The organism is Mesorhizobium sp. M3A.F.Ca.ET.175.01.1.1, assembly GCF_004791945.1.
In the GTDB taxonomy this organism is placed as follows: Bacteria; Pseudomonadota; Alphaproteobacteria; order Rhizobiales; family Rhizobiaceae; genus Mesorhizobium.
The window spans coordinates 226,364-245,193 of record NZ_SRTP01000005.1 but is presented as its reverse complement, the minus strand read 5'-3'; the positions used below and the strand labels follow the sequence as shown (position 1 = coordinate 245,193).

Annotated in this window: 16 protein-coding genes; 1 reads left to right on the top strand and 15 read right to left on the bottom strand. The window is 64.8% G+C overall.

The features are described from left to right. Positions 1-61: 61 nt before the first annotated feature. The 15 genes from ftsA to mraZ all read right to left on the bottom strand — a co-directional run bounded on the left by ftsA (position 62) and on the right by mraZ (position 17,315). The gene (gene ftsA / locus EN818_RS14845) at positions 62-1,369 is read right to left on the bottom strand and encodes a cell division protein FtsA (protein WP_095808170.1); all 1,308 of its coding nucleotides are present in this window, start codon (positions 1,367-1,369) and stop codon (positions 62-64) included. After that, a complete protein-coding gene (locus tag EN818_RS14840; RefSeq protein WP_095808171.1) occupies positions 1,366-2,304 on the bottom strand; it encodes a cell division protein FtsQ/DivIB in 939 nt (312 codons plus the stop codon). Before EN818_RS14840 ends, ftsA begins: the two co-directional genes overlap by 4 nt. After that, a complete protein-coding gene (locus tag EN818_RS14835; RefSeq protein ID WP_095808172.1) occupies positions 2,292-3,218 on the bottom strand; it encodes a D-alanine--D-alanine ligase in 927 nt (308 codons plus the stop codon). The genes EN818_RS14840 and EN818_RS14835 overlap by 13 nt, the downstream gene beginning before the upstream one ends. Positions 3,219-3,617: 399 nt before the next feature. Next, positions 3,618-4,583: a UDP-N-acetylmuramate dehydrogenase gene (murB, locus tag EN818_RS14830; RefSeq protein ID WP_095808173.1), complete on the bottom strand. Its 966-nt coding sequence runs from the start codon at positions 4,581-4,583 to the stop codon at positions 3,618-3,620. Further along, entirely contained in the window at positions 4,580-5,986 is a 1,407-nt protein-coding gene (gene murC, locus EN818_RS14825) for a UDP-N-acetylmuramate--L-alanine ligase (RefSeq protein WP_095808174.1), read from the bottom strand. Before murC ends, murB begins: the two co-directional genes overlap by 4 nt. Next, positions 5,983-7,107, bottom strand: a complete 1,125-nt coding sequence (gene murG, locus EN818_RS14820; RefSeq protein ID WP_095808175.1) for an undecaprenyldiphospho-muramoylpentapeptide beta-N-acetylglucosaminyltransferase — start codon at positions 7,105-7,107, stop codon at positions 5,983-5,985. Before murG ends, murC begins: the two co-directional genes overlap by 4 nt. Before the next feature lie 6 nt (positions 7,108-7,113). Then, positions 7,114-8,265 (bottom strand): putative lipid II flippase FtsW, encoded by a 1,152-nt coding sequence (ftsW, locus tag EN818_RS14815; RefSeq protein WP_095808176.1) that lies wholly within the window; start codon positions 8,263-8,265, stop codon positions 7,114-7,116. Beyond that, the gene (gene murD / locus EN818_RS14810; protein WP_095808177.1) at positions 8,265-9,665 is read right to left on the bottom strand and encodes a UDP-N-acetylmuramoyl-L-alanine--D-glutamate ligase; all 1,401 of its coding nucleotides are present in this window, start codon (positions 9,663-9,665) and stop codon (positions 8,265-8,267) included. Before murD ends, ftsW begins: the two co-directional genes overlap by 1 nt. 9 nt (positions 9,666-9,674) lie before the next feature. Beyond that, positions 9,675-10,757 (bottom strand): phospho-N-acetylmuramoyl-pentapeptide-transferase, encoded by a 1,083-nt coding sequence (gene mraY, locus EN818_RS14805; RefSeq protein ID WP_135904664.1) that lies wholly within the window; start codon positions 10,755-10,757, stop codon positions 9,675-9,677. A gap of 26 nt (positions 10,758-10,783) precedes the next feature. Beyond that, positions 10,784-12,217 carry a UDP-N-acetylmuramoylalanyl-D-glutamyl-2,6-diaminopimelate--D-alanyl-D-alanine ligase gene (locus EN818_RS14800; RefSeq protein ID WP_095808179.1) on the bottom strand — a complete coding sequence of 478 codons (1,434 nt, stop codon included), beginning with the start codon at positions 12,215-12,217 and terminating at the stop codon, positions 10,784-10,786. After that, a complete protein-coding gene (locus tag EN818_RS14795) occupies positions 12,214-13,668 on the bottom strand; it encodes a UDP-N-acetylmuramoyl-L-alanyl-D-glutamate--2,6-diaminopimelate ligase (RefSeq protein ID WP_095808180.1) in 1,455 nt (484 codons plus the stop codon). The genes EN818_RS14800 and EN818_RS14795 overlap by 4 nt, the downstream gene beginning before the upstream one ends. A 54-nt stretch (positions 13,669-13,722) precedes the next feature. After that, positions 13,723-15,447, bottom strand: a complete 1,725-nt coding sequence (locus EN818_RS14790; protein WP_095808181.1) for a penicillin-binding protein 2 — start codon at positions 15,445-15,447, stop codon at positions 13,723-13,725. Continuing rightward, positions 15,444-15,839: a hypothetical protein gene (locus tag EN818_RS14785; protein ID WP_095808182.1), complete on the bottom strand. Its 396-nt coding sequence runs from the start codon at positions 15,837-15,839 to the stop codon at positions 15,444-15,446. Before EN818_RS14785 ends, EN818_RS14790 begins: the two co-directional genes overlap by 4 nt. A 4-nt stretch (positions 15,840-15,843) precedes the next feature. Then, positions 15,844-16,860, bottom strand: coding sequence for a 16S rRNA (cytosine(1402)-N(4))-methyltransferase RsmH (gene rsmH, locus EN818_RS14780; protein WP_095808183.1), 1,017 nt, complete (start codon positions 16,858-16,860; stop codon positions 15,844-15,846). Beyond that, positions 16,857-17,315 (bottom strand): division/cell wall cluster transcriptional repressor MraZ, encoded by a 459-nt coding sequence (gene mraZ / locus EN818_RS14775; protein ID WP_095808184.1) that lies wholly within the window; start codon positions 17,313-17,315, stop codon positions 16,857-16,859. Before mraZ ends, rsmH begins: the two co-directional genes overlap by 4 nt. Positions 17,316-17,710: 395 nt before the next feature. Here mraZ and EN818_RS14770 point away from each other — a divergent pair, with 395 nt between their 5' ends. After that, on the top strand, positions 17,711-18,826 hold the full coding sequence (locus tag EN818_RS14770; protein WP_095808185.1) for a cystathionine gamma-lyase: 1,116 nt from the start codon (positions 17,711-17,713) through the stop codon (positions 18,824-18,826). The last annotated feature ends 4 nt before the right edge of the window (positions 18,827-18,830 follow it).

Genomic DNA, 18,830 nt, shown 5'->3' with positions numbered 1-18,830 from the left:
CGTCCTTTGCCTTTCCCGCCGCTTCGCCGCTGCGGCCGCCTATGGGGCTGTCCCCGTCAAATTAAAAACTGTCTCTCAACCACTGACTCATGCGATGCAGTTTTCCGCCTGTTCCGGTCATCCTGAAACCGGAAAGTCCTTTCGCCGTATGGCTCTCGAAGCTCGCCATCTGCGGATAGATCAGCAGTCCGACCGGGGTCGAGAACGCCGGTCCCTTGGCCGCCTCGGGCAGGCCCGCCACGCCGAGCGGCCGGCCGATGCGCACGTTGCGTCCGAGGATGCGCCGCGCCGCTTCCGGCAGCCCCGCCAGCTGGCTGGCGCCGCCGGTGAGCACGACGCGTTTGCCGACGGCATTGCCGTAGCCCGACTTGTTCAGCCGGTCGCGCAACAGCTCCAGCGTCTCGTCGATGCGCGCGCGCACGATCCGCGTCATCACCGAGCGCGGTATCTGCAGCGGCACCTCGCCTTCCTCGCCGATCGGCTGGATCGATACCAGATCGCGGTCGTCGGCGCTGCCGGGCAGTGCCGAGCCGTGCATCACTTTCAGCCGCTCGGCGGCGTCGAGCGAGGTCGACAGGCCCTTGGCCATGTCGAGCGTGACATGGTTGCCGCCGATGGCGATCGCATCGCCATGCACGAACTTGCCTTCGGAGAACACCGAAATCGTCGTGGTGCCGCCGCCCATATCGATGCAGGCTGCGCCCATTTCGAGCTCGTCGTCGACGAGCGCCGCAAGCCCGCTGGCATAGGGCGTCGCCACCATCCGTTCGACCGACAGGTGCGAACGGTTGATGCAGAGTTCCAGATTGCGCATCGGCGCGGCATCGCCGGTCAGCACATGCATGTCGACGCCGAGCGCGTCGCCGACCATGCCGCGCGGGTCGCGAACGCCGCGTTCGGCATCAAGCGAGAACCCCACGGGAAGCGAGTGGATCACCTCGCGTTCGGCTTTCAGCGCCTGCTTGGCGCCCGCGGCGAGCACGCGCTTGATGTCGGCTTCCTCGGCCTCATGGCCGCCGAGATTGATGGTCGCCGAGAAGGCTTCGCTCTTCAGGCGCCCGGCCGTCATATTGACGATCAAGGAGTCCACGGTGAGCCCCGCCATGCGCTCGGCGGCGTCGACGGCAAGCCGGACGGCATGTTCGGCGCGGTCGAGGTCGACAACGACGCCGGACTTCACCCCTTGCGACTTCTGGTGGCCTATGCCGATCACCTGGATGCGGTGCGAGCGACCGCGCAGGAGCTTGCCGTCCTCGTTCGGCTTCAGCTTGGCCACCACACAGCAAACCTTGCTCGAGCCGACATCGAGCACCGTAAGCGTGCCCGACCGGCGCGAAGAAGCGTCACCGCTGCCGCCAAGCCAGCTCATATCTTCGTCTCCGGCTTGCGCTTGGTCAGGCTCTTCGGCTTTTCGCTGAGCGCAGCTTCGCGCTGCGTCGCCGCCTCCGGCGACAGCTCCACGACCAGCCGGTCGGACAGGCGCATGTCGACCGCGGCGATGTCGCGCGTCAAAAGCCCGTTGTCACGATCGAGCTTGACGAGTTCGGCGAGCGCCTGGTCCTCGCCGTCCTCCGGCAACTTGACCGTGATGCCGTTCTCCAGCTTCAGGTCCCAGCGCCGCTCGCCGACGCGGATATAGCCTTTGACCCGCGCGGCGAGTTCCGGGTAGCGCTTGACCTTGTCCACAAAACCAGGGGCAGCCGCCGGAGCGCCCGTGCCGACGATCAGCGGCAGCATCGCCTGCTTGCCGCCAGAGAAGGGCGCGATCACCTCGCCCGACCGCTCGATCACGGAAAGCGAATTGCCCTGCTGCCACAGGGCGAAAGCCTCACGCTCTTCGACGCGCACCTCCAGCGTGTGCGGATAGATCTTGCGCACCGCCGCGACCTCGACCCAGGGCAGCGTGGCGATGCGCTCACGCGCAGCCTCGGCGTCGAAGCCGATCAGCGACGTCCAGCCGTCGAGGCCGAGCCGGTCCAGGATGTCGATCTCCGACGTCTGGAGATTGCCGACGACCTTGATCTGATCGACGGCGAAGCCGGTGCGGGCCGTGACGCCCTGGACCACGACATCCGTGTAACCGCCGAGATAGGCGCCATAGGCGCCGCTCGAGCAGAGCAGCGCGGCCGAGAGGATCGCAGCCGAGAAGCGCGGCGGTTCGTATTCGCCGCTGCAGAGGCGCGCGAGCACCCGCATCGGCCGGCGAAGCTGACGCGGCAACACGAAATGATCGAACGGCAGCGGGATGCCAAACAGCACCGGACCGGCCCCGCCCTTGCCCTGTCCCCACCTCAACGCAGACACGAAGCGTCCTCCACCATCCAACTCAACAGATCGCCGAACGAATGTCCCGCGTGCGCGGCGATTTCAGGCACCAGAGACGTCGGCGTCATGCCCGGCTGGGTGTTGATCTCGAGCCAGACAACCTCGCCGTTTTCGGAGTGGCGGTCGTCGTAACGGAAGTCCGACCGGGAAACGCCCCGGCAGCCGATAGCAAGATGAGCCTTGAGGGCCAGTGTCTGTATTTTTTGGTAAATATTCGGTGAAATTTTAGCAGGGGTTTCGTGTTTTGATCCGCCGGCGACGTATTTTGAATCGTAGTCGTAGAAGGAATGACCCGTCGGGATGATCTCGCAGACCCCGAGCGCCACATCGCCCATCACCGCGCAGGTCAGCTCCCGCCCGTGGATGTAGCGCTCCACCATGACGGTCTCGCCGTACTTCCACTCGGGCGAGCCGATCACCTGCGGCGGATGCGACTGCCCTTCATGCACGATGACGACGCCGAAGCTCGAGCCCTCGTTGACCGGCTTCACCACATAAGGCGGCCTCATCGGATGCTTGCTCCGGATGGCGAAGCGGCTGGTCACCTTCGATTCCGCGACCGGAATGCCCGCCGCCTTGGCGATCTTCTTGGCCTGCTGCTTGTTCATGGCCAGCGCCGAAGCGAGCACACCCGAATGGGTGTAGGGGATCGCGAGATATTCGAGAATTCCCTGAATGGTGCCATCCTCGCCGAACGGGCCATGCAGCGCATTGAAGGCGACGTCGGGCTTAAGTTCGGCAAGCTCGGCTCCGACGTCGCGCGAAACGTCGACTCGAGTGACCTGATAGCCTTCCTTCTCGAGCGCATCGGCACACGCCTTCCCCGACGACAGAGACACGGGCCGCTCCGAGGAGAATCCTCCGAGGAGCACAGCCACATGCTTCTTCTTCATTCCCGTCATTCCCTCTCACGCCGGGCTGCAACCACCAGTTCCGCACCACATTCCCGAACATTGAGTCCGAGTCTTCCGGCAGGTTGCCCCCCAGACGGAAAACGCGACTTCACGCGTCGAACGACTCAAATCAGGAAACGCTTTAGAGCAGAGAATCAGAGAGTTGATTCCCTGGCAAGTGCTTATGATTCCGAGCGATTCACTTTCCGCGAAAACCGGCGCAAAAACCGTGTTGTGAGTCTTTGCGGCAACGGTCTTCAGGCCATTGCACCGCCTGAAGTTCAACCATCACTTGAACATCGCAAGGCGCTAATGCATGTTGCGCAGAAGCGCGCCGCGGTTCGGGGACATCGACACGCACCAAAGGCGTTCGCCTGAATGCGTTGCGGCGGGATGCGCCTAGAGCAGCTGTCCGAGGAATTCCTGGACGGCATGGCCCGGCCGGAAATTGCCGAGCCGCTTGATTTCCCAATGCAGCCGGATGCCCGAATTCTCGAGCACCCGCGCGCGCACCGTCTCGCCGAGATATTCGAGGTCGTAGCCGGTTGCGGTGCCGGTATTGATCATGAAGTTGCAGTGCATCGGCGACATCTGCGCGCCGCCGATCATCAGCCCACGACAGCCGGCCTTGTCGATCTCCTTCCAGGCCGATGTGCCATCGGGATTCTGGAAAGTCGAGCCGCCGGTCTTCTCGCGGATCGGCTGCACCGTCTCGCGATGGTTCTGCACGGCCTCCATCGCCGCCTTGATCGCGGCCTTGTCTTCCGGAAACCCCTCGAAGATGGCGGAGGTGAAGATCAGCCCTGCAGGCGCAGACGAGTGGCGGTAGGCATAGCCCATGTCGGCATTGCTCAGCGTATGGAGATTGCCCTTGCGGTCGAGCGCCCGCACCTCGACGACGCGCTCGCGCGTCTCCGTGCCATTGGCGCCGGCATTCATCCTCAGCGCACCGCCGACGGCGCCGGGAATGCCATGATAGAAATGGAATCCACCAATGCCCGCTTCATACGCGACAGCCGCGACGCGTTTGTCCGGCGTTGCCGCGCCCGCCTTGATTGTCGTGGGTCCGGTGACTTCGGCTTCGCCAAAGCCCTTGGCCGACAGTCTGATGACGAAACCCGAGATGCCGCCGTCACGCACCAGTAAGTTGGACCCGACGCCGACGACTGTAAGCGGGATCTCTTCCGGCACAGCGCTCAGGAAAGCGGCGAGATCCTCCTCGTCAGCCGGCTGGAACAGCGCCTCAGCCAGGCCGCCGGCGCGGAACCAGGTGATCTTGTCCATCTCGGCGTTGGGCGTGATGCGACCGCGCAGGCCGGCAAGCCGGTCGCCGAGTTTGTCGATCAATTCCTGCCCGCGCATCATGAGGGCGTCCCGCCGAGTTCCTTGGGCAGCGCATAGGCCCATTGCGTGATGTTGCCGGCGCCGAGGAAGACGACGAAGTCTCCAGGCTTGGCCAGATCGCGAATGGCCGGCGCGATTGCCGCGGCACCGTCGATATGGCGCGCGTCGCGATGGCCGCCGGCGCGGATCCGCGACACCAGCGCGTCGGAGGTCGCGCCTTCGATGGGCTCCTCTCCGGCCGGATAGACCGGTGCCACCATCACCGTGTCGGCGTCATTGAAGCAGACGGAGAATTCCTCGAACAGGTCGCGCAGCCGGGTGAAGCGGTGCGGCTGCGCGATGGCGATGACGCGCCCAGTGGTGGCGCTGCGGGCGGCCTTCAGCACGGCCGCGATCTCGACCGGGTGATGGCCGTAGTCGTCGAAGACCTCGACCCCGTTCCAGGAGCCGGTATGGGTGAAGCGTCGCTTGACGCCGGCGAAGGACGACAGGCCCTTCTTGATCGCCTCTGGCGAAAGGCCCAGCTCATGCGCCACGGCGATCGCCGCCGTCGCGTTGGCGACATTGTGCCGGCCCGGCATCGGCAACCGCAGTCCCTCGATCATCGTTGAGCCGCGCCCCTTGCGGTCGCGGATCACCACGTCGAACACCGACGTCGCCCCTTCAATGCGGTGATTGGTGAAGCGCACATCGGCCTGCGCGTTCTCGCCATAGGTGATGACGCGCCGGTCCTCGATCCGGCCGACCAGCGCCTGCACCTCCGGATGGTCGGTGCACATCACGCCGAAGCCGTAGAATGGCACGTTCTCGACGAATTGGCGGAACGCCTCGCGCACTTTGTCGAAGCTGCCATAGTGGTCGAGATGCTCGGGATCGATATTCGTCACCACGGCGATGTCGGCCGGCAGCTTCAGGAAGGTGCCGTCGCTCTCGTCGGCCTCGACCACCATCCATTCGCCGTCGCCCATGCGGGCATTGGTGCCATAGGCGTTGATGATGCCCCCGTTGATGACGGTCGGGTCGAGCCCCCCGGCCTCGAGCAGTGTCGCCACCATCGAGGTCGTCGTCGTCTTGCCGTGCGTGCCGCCGATCGCCACCGCCTGGCGGAAGCGCATCAGTTCGGCGAGCATCTCGGCACGGCGGACAACCGGAAGCAATTTTTCCCGCGCGGCCCTCAGCTCCGGGTTGGTCTTCTTGATGGCGGTCGAAACGACCACGACTTCGGCCTCGCCTAGGTTCTCCGCCTTGTGGCCGACGAAGCATTCGATGCCCTTGTCGCGCAGACGCTGCACATTGGCGCCGTCCGCCTGATCGGAGCCTTGCACTTTGTAGCCGAGGTTGTGCAGCACCTCGGCAATGCCGCTCATGCCGATGCCGCCGATGCCGATGAAATGCACGAGGCCAATCGTCTGCGGCATCTTCATGCGCGCGTCCTCCTGAAGTCCGAAACCGTTTTGCCGGACGCAATAGCCTCTGTCAGATCGGCGAGCAACCGCGCCGCGTCGGGTTTTCCGGCCGAACGGGCGGCCGCCGCCATGCCCGCCAGCCTGCTGGGGTCGTTCATGAGCCCTCCCACCAGCGCGGCGATCCGCTCGGCCGAAAGCGTCGACTGCGGGTGGAGCTCGGCACCGCCGGCGGCGGCGAGCGCCGCAGCATTCGCCGCCTGATCATGGTCCAGCGCGTGTGGATAAGGAACCAGCAGCGCCGGCCGGCCGATGACCGAGATCTCGGACACCGTCGAAGCGCCGGAGCGCGACATCACCAGATGCGCCGCAGCCATCCGTGCCGCCATGTCGGTGAAGAACGGCGAGACCTGCGCGTCGACCGCAAGCTCGGCATAGACGGCCTTCACCCGCCCGACATCTTCGGCGCGCGCCTGCTGTGTGATCAATAGCCGCTTGCGCTGCGCCTCGGGCAACAATGCGATCGCCGCCGGCACGGCATCGGAAAAGAACTGGGCTCCCTGGCTGCCGCCAAACACCAGAAAGCGGAACGGTTCGCCGTCCTTGGACGGCACATAGGGCGTTTTTGCCGCCTCCAGAACCTGCGGCCTGACCGGATTGCCGGTGGTCACCGTCTTGGCGCCGGCGGCACTCGCGCCTTCAGGCAGGAAGCCGCCGGCAATCGCATCGACACGGCCGGCCAGGGCTTTGTTCGCCCGGCCCATGACGGCGTTCTGCTCATGGATCAGCGTCGGCACCTTGCGCCGTGTCGCCGCATAGAGCGGCGGCAGCGTCGGATAGCCGCCGAAGCCGACCACGGCCTCGGGCTTGATCCTGGCCATGACCTCCCCCGCCTGCCGCACCCCTTGCCATATCCTCCAGAAGGACGAGAGCACAGCGATAGGATTCCTGGAGCCCAGAGTCGCCGATGCGATGGAGTGGACGGCGACGGCAGGGAACTGGCCGGAATAGCGCTCGGCGCGATGGTCGGTGGCGAGATGCACCTTCCAGCCGCGCTCGATCAGCTCATGCGCCAGCGCTTCGGCCGGAAACAGATGTCCGCCGGTTCCGCCAGCCGCAAGCAGGATGACACCCTTCGACATCCAGCCTCATTCCGCCGGCATGGCGCGTTGCGCGAAGACGAAGCCCATCTGCTTGCGCTTTTCAGGCCGCCTGCGCGTCAGCGCCAGCACCATGCCCATTGAGATGGCGATGGCGATCTGTGACGAGCCGCCATAGGAGATGAAGGGCAGCGTCATTCCCTTGGCGGGCATCAGCTGCAGGTTCACGCACATGTTGATCACCGACTGCAGGCCGAAGACGGTGACCAGGCCGCCGACCGCATAGCGCGTGAAGTCGTCATGTTCCTTGAGCGCCGTGTTGAGCCCGCGCAGCACGATGAAGGCAAAAATCGACATGATGAAGAAGCACATGATCAGCCCGAACTCCTCGCCCGCGACCGAGAAGACGAAGTCGGCATGACTGTCCGGAATCACCCGCTTGACGGTTCCCTCGCCAGGGCCGACGCCGAACCAGCCGCCATTGATCAGCGCCTCGCGGCCCATGTCGACCTGGAACGTGTCGCCCTCCCCGGTCAGGAACTTGTCGATGCGCGCGGCGACGTGCGGGAACACCGTGTAGGCGGCAAACAGCCCGGTCGCGCCGGTTATGCCGAGCGCCATGATCCACAGCCACGGCAGGCCGGCCATGAAGAACATGACGCCCCAGGTGCCGGTCACCAGCATGGTCTGGCCGAGGTCGGGCTGGGCAACCAGAAGCGAAACCACGAGGACGAGAAGCAGCAGGGCAAAGAGATTGCCGGGAATGTCCGGCTGGCGCTTGTGCTCGGCAAACAGCCAGGCGCAGATGATGACGAAAGCCGGCTTGAGGAATTCCGAGGGCTGGATGGAGAGGCCGGCGAGCGACACCCAGCGCCGCGCGCCCTTCACTTCGACGCCGACATAGAGCACCGCCACCATCAGCACCAGCATGATGGACAGGATCAGCAACGCCATTCGCCGGATCTGCCGCGATTCGAGAAACGAGACAGCCAGCATCACGCCAAGCGCCGGGATGGTGAAGATGATCTGCCTGGTGGCGAAATGGAAGCTGTCGAGACCGATGCGCTCGGCCACCGCCGGGCTGGCGGCGAAGGACAAAACGATGCCAAGGCCCATGAGCGACAGGAATGCCGCCAGGAACCAGCGATCGATTGTCCACCACCAGGTTGCGACCGGACTTTTGTCGAGACGGCTTTGCATCAACGTGGCCCTCCGATGGGTTTCACCCCATCAATAGCAGTCGCAGCTTGCCTGAAGGCTTCGCCGCGAACCTCGAAATTCTTGAACTGGTCGAAACTGGCGCAGGCGGGCGAAAGCAGCACCACAGCCTCGCCACCGCTATCGTTCGCGGCGTCGCGCGCGGCATGCTCGACCGCAGCGGCCAGCGTGCCGGAGATCTCGTAGGGCACCGCCTCACCGAGCGTTGCGGAAAAGACCGGCGCCGCTTCGCCGATCAGATAGGCCTTGGCGATGCGCGGGAAGAAGCCGCGCAAAGGCTCGATGCCGCCCTCCTTGGGCAGGCCCCCGGCTATCCAGTAGACGCGGCTGAAGCTGGATAGCGCCGGGGCCGCGGCGTCCGCATTGGTCGCCTTGGAATCGTTGATGAACAGCACATGATCCTTGCGGCCGACCTGCTCCATGCGGTGCGCGAGCCCCGGAAAGCTTTCGAGCCCCGCCTGGATCTCGCCGAGTTCCAGCCCGACTCTCAGGCAGGCAGCGACGGCGGCCAACGCGTTCTGCGCGTTGTGCTGGCCGCGCAGCGAACCGATGCCTTCCAGGAAGCCGACGCGGCTGTAGCGGCCATGTACGGCTTCCATCAGGTTGGTGCCGTCGGCGAAGTAGCCGTCGGTCAGCGGCAGACGCTTGGAAATGCGGATGACTTGCTTGCCGGCCCGCTCCAGCCGGTCGGCGATCTGGGCGCACCAGGAATCGTCGACGCCGATGATGGCGGTCTCGCTGCCGGCGACCAGCCTTTCCTTGATCGAGGCGTAATGCGCCATCGTGCCGTGGCGGTCGAGATGGTCGGGCGTCAGGTTGAGCAGGACACCTGCGGTCGGGTTGATCGAGGGCGCCAGATCGATCTGATAGGAGGAGCACTCGACGACATAGTGCCGGTCCGCCTTCGGCGGATCGAGCGTCATGATGGCGCGGCCGATATTGCCGCCCATCTGCGTGTCGCGCCCGGCTGATTTCAATATGTGGGAGGTCAGCGCCGTCGTCGTCGACTTGCCGTTGGTACCGGTAATCGCGATGAACGGCGCCGCCGGCGCCAGTTGGATGCGCTCGCGGCAGAAAAGTTCGATGTCGCCGATCACCTCTACGCCGGCGCCGCGCGCCAGTTCCACCGTCCAATGCGGCTTCGGGTGCGTGAGCGGCACCCCGGGCGACAGCACGAAGGCCGCGAAGCGCGACCAGTCGGCCGCGCGCAGGTCACCGGTTGCGATCCCCGCGGCGGCAGCCTTGGCAACGCTGTCCGGATTGTCGTCCCAGGCAAGGATTTCGGCGCCGCCCTCGATCAGCGAATGCGCGGTGGCAATCCCGGAACCGCCGAGCCCGAAGAGCGAAACGCGCTTGCCTGAGAAGGATGCGGCGGGGATCAACTGGTGTCCTTACCTGAGCTTGAGTGTGGAGAGGCCGACCAGGGCCAGGATGACGGCGATGATCCAGAAGCGGATCACCACCTGGCTTTCGGTCCAGCCGAGCTTTTCGAAATGATGATGGATCGGCGCCATCAGGAACACGCGCTTGCCGGTCATCTTGAAGTAGCCGACCTGGATGATGACCGAAAGGATCTCGACCACGAACAGGCCGCCGACGATGACGAGCACGATCTCGTGCTTGGTGGCGACCGCGATGGTGCCGATCAGGCCGCCCATTGCCAGCGAGCCGGTATCGCCCATGAAGATCGCGGCCGGCGGCGCGTTGAACCACAGGAAGCCGAGGCCGGCGCCGATCACAGCGCCGAGCACGACGGCGAGTTCGCCGGTGCCCGGCACGAAATGGATCTGCAGATATTCGGCGAACACCGCATTGCCCGATAGATAGGCGATGACGCCGAAGGACGCGGCCGCGATCATGATCGGCACGATCGCCAGCCCGTCGAGGCCGTCGGTCAGGTTCACCGCATTGCCGGCGCCGACGATGACGAAGCAAGAGAACGGCACGAAGAACCAGCCGAGATTGATGATGAATTCCTTGGCGAAGGGAAAGGTCAGCGACGAGGAGAACGGCGCCTGGCCGTTGTGCATGATCACCCAGGCGGCGATGCCGGCGATGACGAATTCGATCGCCAGCCGCGCCTTGCCGGAGAAGCCCAGATGCGACTGCTTGGTGACCTTGAAATAGTCGTCATAGAAGCCGATCGAGCCGAAGCCGACGGTGACCAAAAGCACCACCCAGACATAGATGCTGGAGAGGTTGGCCCACAGAAGCGAGGAGCCGATGATGCCGGACAGGATCATCAGGCCGCCCATCGTGGGCGTCCCCGCCTTCTTGAAATGCGTCTGCGGCCCGTCGGCGCGGATGGGCTGGCCCTTGCCTTGGCGCAGCCGCAGCGAATTGATGATCGTCGGTCCGAAGATGAAGACGATGAGCGCCGAGGTGATCAAGGCGCCGCCGGTGCGAAAGGTGATGTAGCGGAAGACATTGAAGGCCGAGATCTTGTCCGCGAAATCAACAAGTAAAGTGAGCATACGCTTCCGTCCCCCGGAGCCCGACCTCAGGTCGGTTCAATGGTTGTGGCTTCCGCCGGAAATTTGCCGAGCAAAGCCTCGACCAGCTTTGAAAATCCGATGCCCTTCGACGACTTGACCATCACCACGTCGCCGGGCTTGAGCGCCGACAGCAGGACCGGCTTCAGCTCTTCCGCTCCGGAGCGGTATTCCGTCTCGACGTCGGCCGGCAGAACCTCGGCCAGCGCACGCATCTCCGGGCCGCCGAGATAGACGTTGCGTGTTCCGGTGCCGATGATGAGCTCGGCGAGCGCTGCATGAAGTTTTGCCGAGTGGCTGCCGAGTTCCAGCATATCGCCGAGCACCGCGATGCGCCGTCCCTCGCCCCATACCGGCGTGGCGTTGAGCAGCGCCATGGCTGCCGCCATCGACGCCGGGTTGGCGTTGTAGCTTTCATCGATCAATGTGATCGGCCCCCTCGGATGGCGCAGTATGTGGCGCCTGCCGCGCCCGCGTTCGGCCGCGAGATCTGCGAGCGCCGCCACCACCTTGTCGAGATCGGCGCCGACCAGTTGCGCAGCGCCCAGCACCGCCAGCACGTTCTGCACGATATGGCGGCCGGGGGCGCCGACGCGAGCAGTCACCTCCCGCTTGCCGATCTTCGCGACGATGTCGGAATGATCGGCATGAAGCTCGCAATTGGTGAGCCGGAAAGTCGAGCGTGCGTTTTCGCCAAAGCCGAAGACATGCTCGATGCCGGCCTCTTTCGCCATTCTGTCGAGCAGCTTCCAGCGCGTGTCGTCGCGGTTGAGTAGCGCGGCGCCGCCGGACTCCACCCCCTCGAAAATCTCGGCCTTGGCATGCGCGATCTCGTCGAGGTTCCTGAAAAAGCCGAGATGGGCGGCAGCAATCAGCGTCACGATCGCGACATGCGGCCTGACCATCTTGACCAACGGCCGGATCTCGCCGGGATGGTTCATGCCGATCTCGAAGATCGCGTAGTCGCAATCGTCTGGCATCCGCGCGAGCGTCAGCGGCACGCCCCAGTGATTGTTGAACGACTGCGCCGAGGCGTGCACCTTCCCGACCGCCGACAGCACATGCCGCAGCGCTTCCTTGGTCGTCGTCTTGCCGGCGGAGCCGGTCACCGCGATGACCTTCGCCCGCGAGCGAGCGCGGGCGGCAACGCCGAGCTTCTCGAGCGCTGCAAGCACATCCTGCACCACGATCATCGGCGCCGTCAGCCTGCCGAGCGAGGGCAGCTTGCCTTCTGCGACCACCAGCACGGCCGCTCCGGCCTTGACCGCCGCGGTCGCGAAATCATGGCCGTCCATCGTCTCGCCCTTGATGGCGAAGAAGGCATTGCCGGGCTCGAGGCTGCGACTGTCGATGGAAATGCCGGTGATTCCTTCCGGCAGCGAGCCAATCGGCCTGCCGCCCATGGCTTCGACCAGCGCGTGCGACGTCCAGAGCAAGCTCATGCGGCGCGCTCCTTCAAGGCCTCGCGCACTTCCTCGTGGTCGGAGAAGTGGAAGGTTTCGGAGCCGATTGTCTGGCCTTCCTCATGCCCCTTGCCGGCGACGATCAGCGTGTCGCCCGCGTGAAGCATGGCCACCGCCTCACGTATGGCCTTGCGCCGGTCGCCGATCTCGATGGCGCCTGGCGCCGCCGCAAGGATTGCGGCGCGGATCGTTTCAGGGACTTCCGTGCGCGGATTGTCGTCGGTTACGATGACGACATCGGCAAGCCGGCTAGCGATCTCGCCCATGATTGGCCGCTTGCCGCGATCGCGATCGCCGCCACAGCCGAACACGACGACGACGCGGCTCGTGGTGAAAGGACGAACCGAGGCCAGCACGTTTTCCAGCGCGTCGGGCTTGTGCGCGTAGTCGACATAGACGGGAGCGCCGGCGGCGGTCGTACCGACGAGATCGAGCCGGCCCGGCGCCCCCTTCAATTTTTCCAGTGCAGCCAAGGCTTTGTCGACGGAAGTTCCAGTCGAGATGGCAAGGCCGGCCGAAACCAGCGCGTTGGCGATCTGGAAATCGCCGGCCAGCGGCAAGTCGATCTCATGCAGAACGCCGTCCACTTCGACCTCGGCGCGCTGGCGATGGCGCTCGTGCTCGACCCGCTTCAACATAAGGAAATCGCCATGGCGGCCGACCGTACGCACGGCCAATCCCGCCGCCCGCGCGGCATGAGCCGTCGGCTCAGACCATGGATCGTCGGCAAAGATGATGGCCGGCGCCCCCCTCGGCAGCAGCGTGTCGAACAGGCGCAGCTTGGCGCGGTGATAGTCCTCGACCGTCGGATGATAGTCCATGTGGTCGCGGCCGAGATTGGTGAAGCCGCCGGCGGCGAGTTTCACGCCGTCGAGGCGACGCTGGTCGAGACCGTGGCTCGAGGCCTCCATCGAGGCGCGGGTGACGCCGGCCTCCGCCAGTTCCTTGAGCAGCTTGTGAAGCGCCACCGGATCAGGCGTGGTCAGCGAGCCATATTCGTTGCGACCAGGGGCCACCACGCCGGTCGTGCCGATCGATGCGGCCGCCAATCCCGCCTGCTCCCAGATCTGGCGGGTGAATGCGGCGACCGACGTCTTGCCGCTGGTGCCGGTGACGGCGACCATGGTTTCAGGTTGTCGGTCGAAGAAACGCGCTGCGCTGAGCGCCAGCGCCAGGCGCGGGTCGTCCACCGCAAGAACCGGGATCGAAAGACCGGAGATTGTGCTGCCTTTGGCCGCCACGATTGCGGCAGCCCCGCGACGAGTGGCGTCCGCGGCATAACTCGCGCCATCCGCCTTGCTGCCCGCAAGCGCGAAGAAGACGACCCCCGGCTTAACCTGGCGAGAATCCGAGGAGAGACCGGTAACCTCCAGAGCGCGGGAAGCTGTTCCCTCGACAGGCAGGATACCGGCTAGATCTTTCAGATGCATCGAGTTCCGTTCACCGCAACAAAATAGCGCGCAGTTGCCGGCGCGCCCCAAGAATCACTGATAGGAAACCAGCGTTGCACCATTTTCATGGCTGAAATCTGGCTTAACGCCAAGCATGGAAGCCGCGCGCCTGATGATGTTTCCCGCCATGATGCCGGCGTTCGAGGCGGCGGTGGCCCCCATGCCGGGCTTTTCCGGCTTCGGTTCGTCGGCGATCGTCAGCACGATGTATTGCGGATCATCCATTGGAAAGGCCGCCACGAAGGCATTGAAATTCTTCTCTTTCGAGTAGCGGCCATTGACCACCTTCTCGGCCGTGCCGGTCTTGCCGCCGACGCGGAAACCCGGAACCCTGGCGCTCTTGCCGGAGCCCTTCTCGGCGTTGAGCGCATAGAGATAGCGCATCCCTTCCACGGTCTTGTCGCTGACCACTTGCTTGGCGACCTCCATCGCCTGCTCCGCGGTGCGCGGCAGGAAGGTCGGCTCGATCAGGTAGCCGCTCATCAGCGCCGCACAGCCAACAGCAGTCTGCAGCGGCGTCGTCGACACGCCGTGGCCGAAGGCGATGGTGATCGAATTGACCTGTTTCCAGACCTTCGGTTCGGTCGGGCGCGCCACTTCCGGCAATTCGGTCTGCATCTTCTCCAGCACGCCGAGGCGATGCAGGAATTCGCGGTGCCCCTCGATGCCCACCGCCTCCGCTTCCTTCGCGGAACCGATGTTGGACGAATAGATGAACACTTCCGGCACCGACAGCACGCGGCCCTTGCTGTGGAAGTCATGGATGGTCTGACGGCCGATGCGGATCGGCCGCGACGCGTCGAAGCGGCTCTCCAGCGTGACCTTGCCGGAATCGAGCGCCATGGCGGTGGTGAAGCTCTTGAAGGTCGAGCCCATCTCGTAGAGGCCGGCCGACATGCGGTTCAGCCGGTCCTTGTCCTGGGCATTGTAGGGATTGTTGGGATCGAAATCCGGGGCCGAGGCCATGGCCAGCACTTCGCCCGTCTTGATGTTGAGCACCACACCGCCCGCCGCGATCGCGTGGAACCGCTCCATGCCGGTGGCCACCTCATCGCGAACCACGTGCTGGACGCGCAGGTCGATCGACAGCTTTACCGGTTTCAAGTCCCTGGCGACGGCCAGTCCCGACGCCTGCAGATCGGTCAGGCCCTGGTCGTCGATATATTTCTCCATGCCGGAGATGCCCTGATTGTCGATATTGGTGAGCCCGACAATGTAGGAGGAGGTCTCGCCGCTCGGATAGAAGCGGCGTTTCTCGGTTCGGAAGCCCAGACCGGGGACGCCGAGCGCCATGATGTCGGCCTGCTGCTTCGGCGTCAGTTGCCGCTGCAGCCAGACGAAGCCGGCGCCGCTTTTCAGCTTGTGATAGGTCTGCTCGTAATCGATCTCGGGGAGCACCGTCGCCAGCTTTTCGATCGCCTCGTCGGCATCGACGATGCGGCGCGGCTCGGCGAACAGCGACGCCGTCTTGATGTCGGTCGCCAGCACCTCGCCATTGCGGTCGACGATGTCGGGCCGCGAAGCCGTAACCCTGCTCTGTGGGCCGCCTGACATGTCCGGGTTCTGCAGGCCAAGATAGACCAACCGGCCGGCGATGGTCGAATAGATGGTGAAGAATACCGCCATCGTCATGACGATACGTGTCTTGGCCTTGCCGCCGGTCGCCTTGCGGGCGGCGTCGACGACGATCGATCCGTCCTCGGTGGGCTTCTTGCGGCGCCTCAGCAGTTCACCGACCTTTGGAAGTCTGCCGATCATTGCGCGGTGCTCCCGGTAACGACCGGATCCTTGCCGGCCGAAGGACCCTTGCCGGAATTCTCGGCCATGGCGCCGGGCTCTTGCGACAAAAGATCCTGGATGTTGACCGGCTTCACCGGCACATCGTCGAGACCACCGATCTGGCGGGCGCTGACCGGCTCGAGCCCGAGCTGCGACTTGTAGGTTTCGGCAAGTTTCTGCAGCCGCGCCGGCTGCGTGAGCAGGCTCCAGTCGGCTTTCAGCAGATCGATCGTGTCTTCCTCATACCGGATCTGCGCCTGCAGCTTCTGCACCGACGCCAGCTGTTCCTCGGCCTCGCGCTTGGTCTTGTAGGTCAACGCCGCCGCCGAGACCATGACGGCGATCAGGACTATGTCGCTGGTACGAAACACGTGCTTACCTCTCCCCCGGCCGCTCGACGGCGGGAAGCTTTGGAAGGCCGAAGATCGAAAAGTCGCCTGCGCGCGCCGGCGCATCGGTGCGGATGGCCGCGCGCAGCCTGGCCGAGCGCGCCCGCGGATTGGCCTCGATCTCGGCTTCGCCTGGGGTGACGCCGCCACCGGATTTGCGGAAGGTCGCCAGCCGGGCCGGCGCGTCGGGCAGGTGGCGCGAGCCGGCCGCCGCATCGGCACGATCGGCGATGAAGCGCTTGACGATGCGGTCCTCCAGCGAATGGAAGGTGACGACGGCAAGCCGGCCGCCGGGCTTGAGTACGCGCTCCGCGGCGAACAATGCCCGAGCCAGCTCGCCAAGCTCGTCATTGACGAAGATGCGCAGCGCCTGGAAGACACGGGTGGCCGGATGGATCTTGTCCTTCGGCGCCCTGCCGATATGGGTGGCAATGGCGTCGGCCAGTTCGAGCGTGCGCTCGAAAGGGCGCTTCTCGCGCCGGCTCTCGATCATGCGCGCGATGCGGCCGGCATGACGCTCCTCGCCGAGGAAGCCGAAGATGCGGGCAAGATCGCCAGCCTTGAAGGTGTTGACGACATCGGCGGCGCTGAGCCCGGCCTGCGCCATGCGCATGTCGAGCGGTCCGTCGGCACGAAACGAAAAGCCGCGCTCCGCCTGATCGAGCTGCATGGAAGAAACGCCGATATCGAGCACGACGCCGTCGGCGCTCTCGACCTGTTCGTCCAGCGTCGAAAACGGCGCCTGCACGAGTCTCAGCCTGCCCGCGGCCTGTTCTTCCAGGGCCCGGCCCGCAGCGATGGCGTCCGGATCGCGGTCGATGGCGACGACCGAAGCGCCGCGCCCAAGAATGGCGGCCGTATAGCCGCCGGCGCCGAACGTTCCATCGACGATTGTCTCTCCTGGCTTGGGCGTCAGCGCCTCCAGCACCTCGGCAAGGAGGACCGGAATGTGGCGAGCCAGTCCGCCAACGGCGTGGGGATCATCGCCGCGGCCAGCCATCATTCCGGTCGCTCCCCGGGCTTCGTCCCCTGCCGAAGCTGCAACAGCCTGGCGCGTGCCTGCGCCCCATAGGCGGCAAGCCGGCCCGGCTCCCAGATCTGGAAGAAATTGCCGCGGCCGACAAAGGCCACCTCCGCCGAGATGCCCGTGTGCTCGCGGATGAAGTCGGTCATGCCGATGCGGCCGTCCTGATCGAGCTTCAGGAACATCCCGTCGCCATGGCAGAAGAACGACATGTCGTCCGCTGTCTGCAGGAAGGGATCCTCGAGCGCTATGCGTTGCTCGTAGCGGTCGAGCAGGTCGAGACCGCCGACGTCCATCGCAGGACGGTCGAGACAGCGCAGCGCATAGAGTTCCGAATAACCGCGCTTCTGCACGACCGAACGGAAATGCGCCGGAACGGACACCCGCCCCTTCGCATCGATCCTGTTGATTGCGTTCGACAGAAATCGGTCCACTACGCGTTACAGCCGCCGTCGCCGCTGTACCCCTTTCCATCTCTATACCCGCGCCGCCGCAGCGCGGTCCCTGCCCTGAACCCACCTTCGCAAGGGCAAAACCCGGCAAACGGGTGGCCGCTGCGGCTGCCCGATTGGCGTACGCTCCACCCTGACACGAAACGAAGGCTTGAGTATCGATATGGGATATCATGGGGCACTATGGGCGTCAACGGGAAGAGGCATCACAAACGCGTTCGACAACCAGGAAGGGCAGGCTACCGGCAAGTCTCGTCTTTATCGTCTATTAAGCCTAACGAAGCGTTTAGAGCCGTCTGGCCCAAAAGGACGCAGCTTGCCGCGGACTGCCGGCGCGCATAGCGTCGAGAGCTTCTGTTCAGCGAAGGATCGAGCCCATGTCGGAAACCGCGAACTCACGCGCTGCGGCACTTGTCCATCTGCGCAGCGGCGACTTCGCCAAGGGCGACCCCATCCCGTTGCCGCTGATCATGGCGTCCATCTTCCACTCGCCGGGTGACGCGACGGGATTCCACCAATATGGCCGTTTCAGCAATCCGACCTGGCATGCTGTCGAGCATGCGCTCGGCCATCTGGAAGATGCGCAATGCGTTGCCTTTCCCTCAGGAATGGCCGCGATTTCAGCGGTCTTCTTCGCGCTGCTGAAATCGGGGGACCGCATTCTGTTGCCTTCGGACGGGTATCACACGACCCGCGCGTTGGCAGAGCGCTTCTTGAAGCCGCTCGGCGTCGCCTATGACGTGAGGGCGACGTCGAACATGCTCGATGCCGGCTTTGCCGGCTACCGCCTGGTGTTCGTGGAAACCCCCTCCAATCCGCGTCTTGATATCTGCGACATCGCCGCCGCCGCCAAGGCCGCCCATGCGCAAGGCGCGATCCTCGTCGTCGACAACACGACGATGACCCCCTTTGGCCAGCGTCCGCTCGATCTCGGCGCCGAGATTGTCGTCTCGGCCGACACCAAGGCGATCAATGGCCACTCGGACGTGCTGTTCGGCCATGTCGCGACCCGCAATCCGGACATCGTCGCGAAAATCAAGGACTGGCGCGAGACCGCTGGCGGCATCCCCGGCCCGTTCGAAGCATGGCTCGTGCATCGCGGCCTCGAAACGCTGGAAATGCGTTTCGACCGCATGTGCTCCTCGGCGGAAACGATCGCCAGGCGGCTCAAGGCACATCCCGCGGTGAGCGGCCTGCGCTTTCCTGGGCTCGAGGGCGACGCCTCGCACAACCTCGCCCGAGCCCAGATGGAGCGCTTCGGCTTCATCATCTCCTTCGAATTGACATCTGAGGAAAAAGCCGAGGATTTCATCACCAGCTGCGCGTTGATCGAATCGGCAACTTCGTTTGGCGGCGTGCACACCGTGGCAGAACGGCGTTCGAAGCGCGGCGACTCCGTGCCGCCCGGCTTCGTGCGCCTGGCGATCGGCTGCGAACCGGTCGAACAGCTGTGGCAGGCGATCGAGGCGTCGTTGAATAGTGTCGGCAGCTAAGGCG

Coding starts and splice junctions, on each gene's coding strand:
- ftsA (WP_095808170.1), bottom strand. CDS start 1,369: ATGAGCTGGCTTGGCGGCAGCGGTGACGCTTCTTCGCGCCGGTCGGGC.
- EN818_RS14835 (WP_095808172.1), bottom strand. CDS start 3,218: ATGAAGAAGAAGCATGTGGCTGTGCTCCTCGGAGGATTCTCCTCGGAG.
- murB (WP_095808173.1), bottom strand. CDS start 4,583: ATGATGCGCGGGCAGGAATTGATCGACAAACTCGGCGACCGGCTTGCC.
- murC (WP_095808174.1), bottom strand. CDS start 5,986: ATGAAGATGCCGCAGACGATTGGCCTCGTGCATTTCATCGGCATCGGC.
- murG (WP_095808175.1), bottom strand. CDS start 7,107: ATGTCGAAGGGTGTCATCCTGCTTGCGGCTGGCGGAACCGGCGGACAT.
- ftsW (WP_095808176.1), bottom strand. CDS start 8,265: ATGCAAAGCCGTCTCGACAAAAGTCCGGTCGCAACCTGGTGGTGGACA.
- mraY (WP_135904664.1), bottom strand. CDS start 10,757: ATGCTCACTTTACTTGTTGATTTCGCGGACAAGATCTCGGCCTTCAAT.
- EN818_RS14800 (WP_095808179.1), bottom strand. CDS start 12,217: ATGAGCTTGCTCTGGACGTCGCACGCGCTGGTCGAAGCCATGGGCGGC.
- EN818_RS14795 (WP_095808180.1), bottom strand. CDS start 13,668: ATGCATCTGAAAGATCTAGCCGGTATCCTGCCTGTCGAGGGAACAGCT.
- EN818_RS14790 (WP_095808181.1), bottom strand. CDS start 15,447: ATGATCGGCAGACTTCCAAAGGTCGGTGAACTGCTGAGGCGCCGCAAG.
- rsmH (WP_095808183.1), bottom strand. CDS start 16,860: ATGATGGCTGGCCGCGGCGATGATCCCCACGCCGTTGGCGGACTGGCT.
- EN818_RS14770 (WP_095808185.1), top strand. CDS start 17,711: ATGTCGGAAACCGCGAACTCACGCGCTGCGGCACTTGTCCATCTGCGC.